The 12,182-nt window shown below is 36.5% G+C and carries 12 protein-coding genes; 3 read left to right on the top strand and 9 right to left on the bottom strand.

Annotated features, from left to right (window positions below):
• Positions 1 to 38: 38 nt before the first annotated feature.
• The 8 genes from IRB43_RS13540 to IRB43_RS13505 all read right to left on the bottom strand — a co-directional run bounded on the left by IRB43_RS13540 (position 39) and on the right by IRB43_RS13505 (position 8,601).
• Positions 39 to 1,088: a TRAP transporter substrate-binding protein gene (locus IRB43_RS13540; RefSeq protein WP_203364021.1), complete on the bottom strand. Its 1,050-nt coding sequence runs from the start codon at positions 1,086 to 1,088 to the stop codon at positions 39 to 41.
• Between the two features lie 2 nt (positions 1,089 to 1,090).
• Entirely contained in the window at positions 1,091 to 2,068 is a 978-nt protein-coding gene (locus IRB43_RS13535) for a bile acid:sodium symporter family protein (protein ID WP_203364020.1), read from the bottom strand.
• 9 nt (positions 2,069 to 2,077) lie between these two features.
• Complete coding sequence (locus IRB43_RS13530) at positions 2,078 to 2,872, bottom strand: HpcH/HpaI aldolase family protein (RefSeq protein WP_203364019.1); 795 nt, start codon at positions 2,870 to 2,872, stop codon at positions 2,078 to 2,080.
• 38 nt (positions 2,873 to 2,910) lie between these two features.
• A complete protein-coding gene (locus tag IRB43_RS13525) occupies positions 2,911 to 3,744 on the bottom strand; it encodes a class II fructose-bisphosphate aldolase (protein ID WP_203364018.1) in 834 nt (277 codons plus the stop codon).
• 202 nt (positions 3,745 to 3,946) lie between these two features.
• Positions 3,947 to 4,675 (bottom strand): alpha/beta fold hydrolase, encoded by a 729-nt coding sequence (locus tag IRB43_RS13520; RefSeq protein WP_203364017.1) that lies wholly within the window; start codon positions 4,673 to 4,675, stop codon positions 3,947 to 3,949.
• Positions 4,676 to 4,823: 148 nt separating this feature from the next.
• Positions 4,824 to 5,831, bottom strand: a complete 1,008-nt coding sequence (locus tag IRB43_RS13515; RefSeq protein WP_203364016.1) for a LacI family DNA-binding transcriptional regulator — start codon at positions 5,829 to 5,831, stop codon at positions 4,824 to 4,826.
• 109 nt (positions 5,832 to 5,940) lie between these two features.
• Entirely contained in the window at positions 5,941 to 7,377 is a 1,437-nt protein-coding gene (locus IRB43_RS13510) for a four-carbon acid sugar kinase family protein (RefSeq protein ID WP_203364015.1), read from the bottom strand.
• Between the two features lie 111 nt (positions 7,378 to 7,488).
• Positions 7,489 to 8,601 carry a cupin domain-containing protein gene (locus IRB43_RS13505; RefSeq protein ID WP_203364014.1) on the bottom strand — a complete coding sequence of 371 codons (1,113 nt, stop codon included), beginning with the start codon at positions 8,599 to 8,601 and terminating at the stop codon, positions 7,489 to 7,491.
• A 588-nt stretch (positions 8,602 to 9,189) separates the two neighbouring features.
• Between IRB43_RS13505 and mntA the strand changes: the two genes are divergently transcribed.
• From mntA to IRB43_RS13490, 3 genes are all read left to right on the top strand, one after another.
• Positions 9,190 to 9,600, top strand: a complete 411-nt coding sequence (gene mntA / locus IRB43_RS13500; protein ID WP_203364013.1) for a type VII toxin-antitoxin system MntA family adenylyltransferase antitoxin — start codon at positions 9,190 to 9,192, stop codon at positions 9,598 to 9,600.
• A complete protein-coding gene (gene hepT / locus IRB43_RS13495) occupies positions 9,593 to 10,000 on the top strand; it encodes a type VII toxin-antitoxin system HepT family RNase toxin (protein ID WP_203364094.1) in 408 nt (135 codons plus the stop codon). The genes mntA and hepT overlap by 8 nt, the downstream gene beginning before the upstream one ends.
• Before the next feature lie 140 nt (positions 10,001 to 10,140).
• Positions 10,141 to 10,317 (top strand): hypothetical protein, encoded by a 177-nt coding sequence (locus IRB43_RS13490; protein ID WP_203364012.1) that lies wholly within the window; start codon positions 10,141 to 10,143, stop codon positions 10,315 to 10,317.
• Positions 10,318 to 10,426: 109 nt separating this feature from the next.
• Here IRB43_RS13490 and IRB43_RS13485 read toward each other — a convergent pair whose 3' ends face one another.
• On the bottom strand, positions 10,427 to 12,130 hold the full coding sequence (locus tag IRB43_RS13485) for an AIPR family protein (protein WP_203364011.1): 1,704 nt from the start codon (positions 12,128 to 12,130) through the stop codon (positions 10,427 to 10,429).
• Between the last annotated feature and the right edge of the window lie 52 nt (positions 12,131 to 12,182).

The following is a 12,182-nucleotide window of genomic DNA, read 5'->3' as shown; positions in this document are numbered from 1 at the left end:
CGTTATCCCGAATTTTCTATATTGATCTATAAAGAACGCTACTTCTTTCTCTGCGCTTCAACCTCCGTTATTACGAGCTCATACAATTCTTGACCAGCCTTATCAACGATGTCTTTTTTGACAGCTTTATTCATGATTTTTCCCATTTTTCTTCGTTCTTCTAATGAAACTTCATTCACTTTAATGCCTAAGTCCGGCAGCATCGCTAACGTTTCTTCTTCCTGCTTAGCCATTAACTCTCTCTCTAAATCAATAGCAGCTTTGGCCTCCTCCTCAATGATTTGTTTTTCCTCAGCAGATAAGTTATTCATAAATTCCTTATTGGCATACCATAAATAGTCTGTATAAATATGCTTCGTTAATGACCAATATTTTTGAGCTTCATAAAATTTAGCTTCATAGAAACTTGTCGTTGCGCTTTCTTGTCCATCTATTAAATTTTGTTGCAAAGAAGTAAATACTTCAGGCCAAGCAAGGTTCGTCAATGAAACATTAAGTGATTCCCAAGCTTTGATTTGGATCGGACTATAACCTCTAATTTTTAAGCCTTTCAAATCAGCTATGTCTTTAATCGGACGCTTACTATTTGAAAAGTTTCTAAAACCTATTTCCATATAACCTAATCCAGTAAGACCTTTTGGCTCCAATACCTTCATTAACTCTTGTCCTGCTTTTCCATCTAATACCCGATGAGCATGGGCTACATCGTCATATAAATAGAAGCTATCCCACACTGCAAATTCAGGAATGGATTGAGAAAAAAGTGTAGAAGCCCCAAAACTCATTTCGATATCACCGCGGCGAACCTGTTCCATCATATCTGTAACATTTCCTAACTGAGCGGCAGGAAAGATCTTAATATCGACTTTGCCATCCGTTTTCTTTTCAACAGATTTTTCAAACTCTAGTAATGCTTTATGGACTGGATGTTGAACATTGCTGTCATGACCAATACGAATTTCAATCTTTCCCCCTTTTGAACTGCCTTTTTCCCCCTTCTCTTCAGCAGTTGATTGGGAGCACCCTGCAAATAACCCACACACCAACACAACAATGGTGAACCATACAAATGTTTTTCTTCTTAACATCTTTACCCCTCCGTTTCTTTATATTGCATACATTCTTCGCACTCCAACCGATGGTAAAACCGATTTAACATGTACCCATAAAAAGAAGCAATTACTTGCTGAAAGAGGATTCCAATAACTACGGGAACAGCTATAGAAGCCTCAAAATAAGATATAGCTAAAACAGCACCGGCACTAATATTCCTCATTCCGCCAGTGAACGTCAGTGCGATGATCTCATCTTTTTCCAACCTGGCAAATTTACCGATGAACCATGAAAATGCGTAACCAGAAGAAGAAAGCAATAGTACAACAAACACGATAGTCAGTAGTTTTCTATCCAAATTTACCAAATAAGGTGAGATGACAGCGCCGTTAATCATGATGACAGCCATAACACCTATTTTAGAAAACACAGCCAGTCTTGGTCCTAATGTCTTCTGTATGTTTCCAGCAGTCATTTGATTTAGTATCATGCCTAAAATTGAAGGAAAAACAATCATTCCAAAAAGACCTTTTGTCATTTCCCATACATCCATCATCACACTTTGTCCAATCAGAATAGAAAGGCTATAAGGAACAATGAATGGTGACAAAAATGTATCGATCAAGATAATACAAAGAGTTAACGCCACATTCCCTTTATGGATCGATACCCAAATAAGGCTTGTAATTCCGGTCGGTATAACCGTAGCTAATAGCAGGCCTGTAATGGTGAAATGGTCTCCGCTAAACACTAAATGACCTAATCCCCATGCCCATAAAGGCATCCATATGTGCAAAATAAACAGCACAAGCAAAATGGGCAAAGGGTGGGAAAGCGTTCGCTTAAAAGAGGAAAAGTTTGAACGTAAACTTCCTGAAAAAGTCATAAAAGCAAAAATCCACGGAACTAGAAATGAGTAAGCCTGAAAACTATCTGCAAATAATACACCGACAATCACACTTGTTGGTGTAATCAGCGGCATGGCTCGATCTAGCTGATCATTTAATCTTTGCATATGAAAATATTAACGATCAGGGTATTTCTCGTTAAACTTTTTGACGTTCTCCAAAGCCAGCTTTCCAAGAGAAACACTGTCCGACATCCCAACTACAAATGTGTACCCCTTTTCATATAGCCCGATGGCTTGTTCCATACTTCCTGCCACTGTTCCAAGAAATTTATCACTGTTTAAAACAGCCTCTTCAACCTTTTTTATCGCTTCCTGCACTTCTGCTGCGGCCGGATTACAGAAATGCCCCATAGAAGTGGCCAAATCCATAGGTCCAATAAACACACCGTCAAGACCTTCCACTGAAACAATCTCATCAATATTTTTTAAAGCCTCTGGTGTTTCAACAGCTATCATGACTAACGTTTGCTCGTTTGCATATTCAAGATAATTTTGGCTGTTCATGCCAAAGCCTCCAGCTCGCGGACTCGGTGCAATCCCTCGAATTCCTTCCGGCGGATATTTTGCTGCAGCCACCGCTTTTCGTGCATCTTCAGCTGTATTGACATGCGGTACTAATATTCCATAAGCGCCAGCATCTAAAATTCGTTTAATAGTAACAAAGTCATTCCACGGCGTTCTGACAAGCGGATCAACATCATAAGCTTTTAATGCCTGACATTGTGCAACAAGAGTCATAATATCCCCTGGCCCATGTTCCATATCAACTAAAGCCCAGTCAAAACCAGCCTTAGCGAAAATTTCTGCTGTAAGAGGGCTTGCTAGCTGAAGCCATGCTCCTGCAGTTTTTTTGTTCTCTTTCAAAAGCGTTTTCGTTGTATTTTGAAAAACTTCATTTGCTTTCAGCATTTCTGATGACCACCTTAACAATTGTATTAAACAACCAATTATTTACTGAATAATCTGACAAATCTTCCCATAGATTGCTCAATCACTTTTTGCATATCTTCCATCAAAACAGACAAGTGTACACAATCATTTTCAACTAAGGACCTTTTTAAAAAAGAAACTGCCTCCATCGATATGTCCGTATTAATATTGATTTTACATATTCCTCGTTCAATTACTTCTCTCAATTGTTGTTCAGGCGTATCCGATCCTCCATGAAGAACAAGTGGTATATCCACTTGTTTCCGGATACGTTCTAAAAGTAATAAATCAATATTGGGTTCTGCTACATACATACCATGTACTGTTCCAATCGCTGCTGCTAAAAAGTCAACTTTTGTTTGTTTTACAAATTCCCCAGCTAAAACAGGATCTGTTAACATACCACTTCCTTGCTCTTCATCTGAAAATGCTCCTCGAGCTAAAGAGCCAATTTCTGCTTCGATAGACACGCCGGCCAAATGTGCGATTTCGGCCATTTCCTTTGTGAGACGAACATTTTCATCAAAAGAATAACTTGAGCCATCAAACATGACAGATGTAAAACCACTGCGAATAGCGCGAAGAATAGAATCCTTTCGGTAAGCATGATCTAAATGAAGAGCGATAGGAACTTTTGTTTGTTGAGCCATCGTCTTAACTAGCGAGGCAAAACCCTCAATATTTACCGATGAAAAATAGCGTTCACCTACTGCTAAAATAACGGGTTGCTGCTCTTTAGTAGCTACATTAATAGCTGCTTGTACCATTTCTAAATTATATATACTGAATGCCGCCACCGCATATTTGTTATGTTGAGCATCCTGTAACATACATTTCGTATTGACTAGCAATTGAACACCTCCGCTTCTCCAAAAAATTAACTTAATTTTAAGTAACAACAGATAAATTTTTGTAACTATAAAAAACAAAATTACATGTTAATTACAATGGCTATAGTGCTTTTCATCTTGCTACTCCCCTCTTGACAAAAAGCAAGAGTTTCACGAACTAGCTATATAAAAAACATATCAAGGATACTTTAGTACATGACTTTTAGAGACCTTCACCAATCTCATCCAGTTCAGTAGTTAACCATTTCCTAAATACTTTCGTAACAGTTTCAGGTTGTTCGATGCTGCTTAAATGACCACAATCCTCAATAATAACTAAATCAGCATGGGGAATTTCTCTTTTCATTTCCTCATGCATTCTGACCGTACAAAGAGCATCTTCTCTTCCGACAAGCAATAAAGTACTGCACTGTATATTTGGCAAAACGTCGAAGCCATTTGGTTTGGTCATAACCGCTTTCACTTGATTGATATATGCATCCTTACCGATACATTCCGCCATCTCAATAATTGTTGCTGATAAACGTTCTTTCATAGGGTGTTGTTGATATATCAAATGCGGTAACAGTCTTTCTTTCGTTACCTCTAAAAATTTCCCGTTATTTGACATATCGATAAACTGAGTCCATGTGTCCAGCTGTTCAGGCCTTGGAGGATTGGCAGTTGTATCAAGCAACGCTAGTTTCAATACACGCTCTGGCGCTTGACGCATTATTTCGATCGCAACAATCCCACCTAGAGACAATCCGGCAAGAAAAAATCGCTCCGGTGCGTGATCTAGTACATATTTGGCCATTCCTTGAATGGTAGGTTCAGTTGTCAAATCCCCGACCTTGACTTCAGCAATGTCGGATAGATTTTCAATTTGATGTGCCCACAACTGTTCTGTACATAGCGTTCCCGGCAATAAAAGGAGCGGCATTTTCATCATTTATTCACCTCCACGTTTACAAAATAGAAATACTACTGAATTAAAGTAAGCGTTTTCATCATTTGTTAGCTCTCTCTGTTCAGAGAGAGCTACACCGTTTATCATTGGTGTGAATTTCTTTCATGATAAACCATGGTTTTATTCCTTATCATTCCTTCATCTCTGCTCCGCATGATTCACGAACAATCAGTTTGTCTTCAAGAATGACATGAGGACGATCAATCTTTTCATGTTTAATCTTTTTCAAAAGCAGGTTCATCGCTCGCTTTCCAATTTCATATCGTGGCTGGTGAATGGTCGTTAAACGAGGTGTTGTATAACGGGACATGTCCACATCATCAAACCCAACAACCGCAATATCATCCGGCACACGCAACCCTGCATCCTGTACTGCTTTTAAAGCGCCAATGGCTACATTATCATTGCCACCATAAATTGCTGATGGTCGCTTTTCAAAGCTCAATAGTTTTTGCGCCGCTGCGTAACCATCTTCAAATAAATATCCGCCTTCTTGAATCAATGCTTCATCAACAGCTATTCCATTTTGGTACAGCGCCTGTTTATATCCAGACAAGCGAGTCTGACTTTGCAACCTTCTCATATCACCAGTGATATGAGCAATTCGCTGATGTCCAAGTTTAATGAGATGATTAGTTATTTTTCTACTAGCACTTTCATTATCAATAGAAATAGAGGGGATATCTTGATTCGGCACATAGTCAAATGTTAAAACAATAGGGCTGTTTCGACTAATTTCTTCAATCGCGGAATTCATTTCTACACTTGCTGTCGTTAAAATGACTCCATCTACGCGGCTTTCTCGAATAAGATCAATATATTCTTTTTCCTTTTCCGCTTCTCCGTCTGTGCTACCAAGTAATAGATAATATCCCGCCTCACGAGCTACTTCTTCAATCCCTCGTATAAACTCGGAAAAAAACGCATTTTTAATATTAATCATCAGCACAACAATAATGTTACTTTGTGACATTCTTAAGGTGCGAGCAGCGCTATTAGGCTTATATCCTAGTTCTTTCATCGCCTTCAGCACACGTTCTTTTGTTTTTTCATTTACAACATTTTCATTGGATGTGACCCTTGAAACCGTAGCAATAGATACTTTGGCCAATTTTGCAACATCATGAATAGTAGCCATATATATTCGTTCCTTCCCTTCAAAAAATCGATAAATATGAAAAGGTTTACAATCATCTTATCATATTTTATCAATTACTGACATACACAATCGGAAGGACGCTGTTTATTCAAGAAAGTTGTGTAACGATGTCGAGCAATGTAGAGTCATCTCCTACATTTCCAGGAAAGATAATATAAGGAATACTAGAAAACTTCGCTTCTTCACCTGTAAGCCAAACCGGAATGCCTGGTGCTGCCTGTCCGACAACTTGGGCCATTTGAATACCAAGGCCCATAGTAGCAATATCACTGGAAGTAATCCCACCCTTAGCAATGACAAATTTAGGAGGTAATACTAATGACTGAACCACTTCAGTAAGCGCTTTGGATACATGCTGGCTGATTTTCAAATTATCATTTTGTTCCTTTACAGCAATCAACTCTCTGCTCGTATAGACAACGACGGTTTGACCTGACTGAATCAAGTCGTTCAACTCTCCATGAATTCGGTCAATTTCCTCTTTCCTTTGATCTAGTTCAAGCAACTTCTTCACTTTCATTTCAATGGCAGTGATCGATCCCTTTTGTAACAGCGTATTCAGCTGGCTTGTCGTTTTTTGCACATGAGATCCGACAATGATCAAACCGCCTCTTTTTTCATTTCCTTTAATGATCATTTGTTCTTTTGATAGATAAGGCTTGTCTTCTATTCCAGCATATGATTTGACAAAGGAAGCTGCCGTGCGATGTATGAATTTTTTCCCTTGTATTTCAGCTTGAATAAGAGCCATAGCTAAAACATTCAAGTCTTCATAACAAAGTGCATTCACAATAACAGGCTGGTTATTTCTCACTTTTAATAAAATAGCGAGGACGGCATCCGGGCCTTTTCTTAACTGCTCCACGGAAATGGACTGACATTCAGATTTATTTATCTGTCCATCGGTTTTCTCTTCTATCCACTCACATAAGTTACTTTTTTTGAATCCAAAAGCTTTATCATTGGAGAATTCTGTTTCACCTAGTGGAATCAACTGTTCATTTTCTTTTATATAATGAACATCATGATACGTAAAGCGCTTCCCTTCAAAAAAAGCTGGAATAATTAGATGACCATCAATTTCCTCGCCCATTAATCGCCGCAATTCCTCAGTAGCCACGTCAATCTCTAACGGGTAATGACCTCGCAAGGTCGAATCGCCTCGATTAATAATTGTAAAAGAACAACCTTGCTCCTTTGCAACTGATGCAAGGTTTTCCATTATTTTGCGATTGATAGCTTCCGCTCTTTTCGGTTCAAAACTTCGTGTGTTAGTTAATATATAAAAAATAAAATTTGAATGATTGAATGCCTTGCGTAGTATCTCTTTGTCCCAACGCGTAAGCACAAAAAGATCATGAACTGTTTGCGATCCAGTTGGATCATCATCCAACACGATGATTTTCCTATTTAACTTCATATTTAATGAATAGATTTGCTGGCGCAAAGACGCATCGCTCCATGGCGGCGGCAATGATTCTATCACACTTTTATAATTTACATTAGACGGCATAATCACTTCCATCCATCCTTCCGAAAAACATGATGATTTTAATTTTTTGATCATCATTTCATTCGTTACTTGCGTTTTGTCTTTCTAGTAACTGCCTAAGCACTCAGAATAAAAAACGTCCTCTCATCTTTTAATCAATCTTCCGCGCTCATCCAATTCCATATTATTCTTTTTGGCCTCTTCTACTACAGCATTGCTCCATTGAAGCGGTACCCACTCATCTCCACCATTCACCATATAAAGAAAACCCGTTTCATCCCCAACATTTTTAATGCTGCGAACAAGATTTTTAGGAACAGACATCACATCTTTTTCCGTCAATACTCCTTCACCTTCTTGACCATCTTCTCCCCAAGATACTTTCCATTCTCCTTTGTATACAACGAGAACTTGAGAAGTAGGCTGACTGTATGCACTCAACCCGTTTCCAGGTTCCGCTTCCACTAGCTCAAGACTAAAGGTATGTGGATTCGTAACAATGGTTGGGCGGTTTTCATCTGTCGCAATTCCTGGTCCAATGATGCCGTATGTCAGCTTTTTTCCACCTTCCGAACGACCATCCAAAAATGCTTCCTCATGCGGAACGCGATCTTTAAACCAAAATACACGCGCTTCCATTTCTTCCTGAGTGACTTTGCGAATCTTTGCCAGTTCTTCCTCACTCATTGGTTCAATAATTTTGGCTCCCTCCGGAATTGTCATCCCAATTGAAGTATCAATTAATTCGCCACTTTCGAGGAGAACAAGACCAAATTCCTTTGCATCACGCAATACTTGTGGTCCCCATGTTACTTTTTTCGGATCATCTTCACCTAAAATGGAGAAAAGAAAACCGTCATCAGAACCAATATTTTTAAACCCTCGGAAAATATGGGTTGGAAGCGATATCACATCACCTTCAGTCAAAACAGCTTCCCCGTCTGTTCCTTCATTCCCCCAAATAAACCGCCATGTGCCCCTCGCCACAATGAAAACTTCTGCTGTTTGATGAAGATGAAGCGAATTCACACAACCATTAGGCATCGCCGCAGCCCCGATATTAAAGCCATGAGGTTCCTCCAAGTTAATGACACGACTAGCATTTTCAGAAACTCCCGGACCAATGATGCAATAATTCTCCTTTTTATCCGAACCAGGCGTTCGAGCATCAATAAAAGCCGTTTTATCTGCTACAAAGTCCTCTTTTCGAATTACCCTTTTTAAGATCTCCTCTTTACTTATTGTTTGAACACTCATGATATTTTCCCCTTTCCTCACAAGAGATATTAAACTTACAAGTACGTTATTGATCTTTCTGAAATTATTGTACTCAATTATGTAAAGGTTTACAATAATGAATTTAAAAAATTTTTAGACTTTTTAAACAAAACCTTATTTATTAAGGTTTGTTCTGCTTTTAAAATTAAATAAACATTGAAAAAGTCATTATTTATAGTAAAGGTTTACATAAATAAACCACATTTTCAATTAAAATGGCAGCACTCTTGAAAGGGAGTATGATTGATGCATTAACTGTTGAACACTTCCCTTGCTCAATAAAATTAGAGCTAAGCTGGATTTTCAGCTTAGCTCTTTTAATACAGGGGTAAAAATTGAGATCAAACCATCTTTGTTCATAAAAATGAAGCATGGAGAGCGTGATTTCTAGAGAAAGATCCAAAAAAGGCTGAAATATTCATTATTCATACATAAAATAATGAGCATGTCAGCCTTTCTCCCCTAATCAAAAACCGCACTTACTTATGGATATGGTTCGCCGTAACAAGAAGTATAAGTGCGGTTTTTTTGCCTAAGCTTTATAATGAAATAAAGGACGGTGATAGTATGCTAAGCAAAGAAATTCAAGCACAGATCATTGAAAAATTGAAACAACAACTTGATCCAGATTTCATTATGTTATTTGGTTCTTTTGCAAAAGGAACTGCTCATAAAGACAGCGATATTGATATTGCTTATTTTAGTGACAAACTACTATCATCATATGAACGTTTTACGCTTGCTGGCGATTTAGCAACACTTACTGGTCGTGAAGTAGATTTAATTGATCTTAAACTAATCGACACAGTTTTCACGATGCAAATTTATTCTGAAGGTGTTCCAATCTATATAAACGATGAAAACGAATTTACGCGTCAAAAAATACGTGCTTATAGTATGTATGCCACATTAAGCGAGCAACGCGCAGGCATTATTGAAGCAATTAAAGAAAGGGGAAGTGTATTTGGCGATGAATGATGTCATTTTAAATAAAACAACGACGATTGAACGCTGTGTCAATCGTATTCATGAAGTATATGAAGGTAACCCAGAGAACTTAAAGGATTTCACAAAACAGGATAGTATCATTTTAAATATTCAACGTGCTTGTGAGGCGAGTATTGATTTAGCGATGCATATTGTCAGCGAACGTAAACTTGGCGTACCAAAAGCGAGTCGTGAAGGGTTTAAATTGTTGCAAGAGGCTGGGCTAATTGATGTTCCATTAGCCCAAACATTAATGAATATGGTTGGCTTTCGTAATATAGCCGTACATGATTACCAAGCTTTAGAACTCGATATTTTAGAAGCGATTTTAGAAAAACATATTGATGATTTTAAAGATTTTGCAAGGGTAGTATTGCTGCTTGAAATTTGAATGCCATCATTTTCAAAGAAGCCGATTGGAATCGTTCAGAAGAAAAAAATGAATGATAATCAATTCAACCAGGAAGAACCATCAGCTGTCATTATCAGCGATTTAACCTACGTCCGCGTCTGGAAAAAATGGCATTATGTATGCTTTTTGTCGACCTTTTCAATTGTGAAATCATTGGCCATAGTGCTGGTGGAAATAAAACAGCCGAACTTGTGTATCAAGCCAATTTGAAGGATGTTAAAATATTTTATACCGACCGTAGGAAAGAGTTTGATCATCCACTCATTTCAGAGGCGCTTGAAACATTCAATATCTAGCGATCATTGAGCATGAAATAACATTATTTTTTGAGCCTCAATAACTTGAGGCTCTTTCAAAAAAACAAAATGTTTGTCCCTACTTGTGATACGGTTCACCGTAATGGGACTAAGTGCGGACTTTCATTTTGACATTTTGAATTAAATTCTCTGTAACTTCTCTACGCTTAAATACATCTCTATTAGATAAATCACCAATTACCTCATCAATTATTTTGGTAATATCAATAAATACATTTAATGCTTTTTCGTTATTATTTAATATCTCTATTAAATGATTACAATATTTATTAATGTTTTTATGTTCAAATCCACACATATCTTGTTCACTTACTACTAACCTAAATAACATCAGCATATGATACTTAGCTTTCTTATACTTAGCATCAATCGATCCATTTCTGAGGAAGCTTTCCAACTTATAGTAAGCTAATCCACTTGTATAATAAGGAGATAACTCATGGTTCTTTTTAAATATTTTTTCGCCCATTTCCTTAGCAATTGTTCCATAGTACCTAGAAACTAAATGTGGATTTTCTAAAAACATCGCAGAAAAAATTTTTATTTGAGTTGGAATTGAAATTATAGTTGTTTTGTAAATTGAATTTGATGTGTACTGATTTGTTCTTCTTTCATAATATAATTTCGTATCGCCTGGGTGCATTTCATAATATTGCTCAAGATCTTTTTGGAATTTTGATAAAGCTTCCAATTCCTCTTGTTTAACCTCTGTTTGACTATTTGTAGCTTTAGTAATGTCATTTTTTATATCATCACTGCTAGTAATAATTAGTCTAAAAGGAATATTAACATCCTCAATTCCCTCAATATTCATATGATTGTATAACACGTGACTTGTTTGACAGCCGTTAACTATCTGATAGTTTGTAATCGTAAACTGATCACCTGTTGATTGTAGTTTATCAGCTACTATAGTTATACCATTATTTAATACTCCAAAAAAACCAAATTTCTTTTCTTCTAAAGTTTGAGAAATACTTTTGTTTACTGGATTTTCACCCAAGAAATCTCTTACATTATCATAAAAAATACTTCTAATTTGTTCTGACTCATCTGTAATAATTTTTTTCAATTCAACAAATGGAAGAATCCCAAAATAAGATTCACTAACTCCTTCACCTACTGGTATAGTTACTCTTTTTTCAAATTTAAATGTAGTTGAAAGTTCCAGTTTATTTTTTCTATAATAATTTTGAATTTCTTTTGCGCCAAAAGGGAAAAATTTAATATTATCGAATAAATTCGTATTCGATAGTTCATTTTCATAATTTTCTTGAATAGCTAATAAATTTTGGTCGTTTTGCCAGTTACCAGTTGTAACATAATATAATCTTATATCTGGATTTTTATTTAATAAAGAAGGATTTGCATATATTAAGTTTTTTATTTCAATAAAATTACGCATTTTTTCTTTAGGGAAATAACTAAAATGTTGTTCAGAAAAGAAAAATTTAACCGCTGTATTAAAATTATGTATATCTCCACTATCAAATTTCGATGAAGTCTTTGATTGAATAAAGATAAAACTACAATCTATATTTTTCTGATTTTCAAGAATATCTTCTAAAACATTTATGTCGACTATTAACTCACCATTGACTACAATGCCAATACCATCTATCCCTTGAGTATGAGGGTCGGTTAATAAATCTTCATAATCGATTTCAATACTATATTCATTGCTTAAAATTGTTCCACATACAAACTTCTCGAAATCATCTTGTAAACCTTTTGATTTTATTTCATTTATCTTTAAAAATTCCTCGACCATACCTTTAGTAATAATATCCACGAAAAAACCTCCTATTTGTAATATTATAGCATTATAAGAAAATATAAAACCA

This window comes from Bacillus sp. REN10 (genome assembly GCF_016820555.1).
Lineage (GTDB): Bacteria > Bacillota > Bacilli > Bacillales > Domibacillaceae > Bacillus_CE.
Note: the sequence above shows the minus strand (reverse complement) of the source record. Positions and strands in the feature narration are given on the sequence as shown.

Bases quoted from the DNA above. Each gene is read 5' to 3' on its own strand.
- IRB43_RS13540 (WP_203364021.1), bottom strand. From the start codon at position 1,088: ATGTTAAGAAGAAAAACATTTGTATGGTTCACCATTGTTGTGTTGGTG.
- IRB43_RS13535 (WP_203364020.1), bottom strand. From the start codon at position 2,068: ATGCAAAGATTAAATGATCAGCTAGATCGAGCCATGCCGCTGATTACA.
- IRB43_RS13530 (WP_203364019.1), bottom strand. From the start codon at position 2,872: ATGCTGAAAGCAAATGAAGTTTTTCAAAATACAACGAAAACGCTTTTG.
- IRB43_RS13520 (WP_203364017.1), bottom strand. From the start codon at position 4,675: ATGATGAAAATGCCGCTCCTTTTATTGCCGGGAACGCTATGTACAGAA.
- IRB43_RS13515 (WP_203364016.1), bottom strand. From the start codon at position 5,831: ATGGCTACTATTCATGATGTTGCAAAATTGGCCAAAGTATCTATTGCT.
- IRB43_RS13510 (WP_203364015.1), bottom strand. From the start codon at position 7,377: ATGGAAGTGATTATGCCGTCTAATGTAAATTATAAAAGTGTGATAGAA.
- IRB43_RS13505 (WP_203364014.1), bottom strand. From the start codon at position 8,601: ATGAGTGTTCAAACAATAAGTAAAGAGGAGATCTTAAAAAGGGTAATT.
- mntA (WP_203364013.1), top strand. From the start codon at position 9,190: ATGCTAAGCAAAGAAATTCAAGCACAGATCATTGAAAAATTGAAACAA.
- hepT (WP_203364094.1), top strand. From the start codon at position 9,593: ATGAATGATGTCATTTTAAATAAAACAACGACGATTGAACGCTGTGTC.
- IRB43_RS13490 (WP_203364012.1), top strand. From the start codon at position 10,141: ATGCTTTTTGTCGACCTTTTCAATTGTGAAATCATTGGCCATAGTGCT.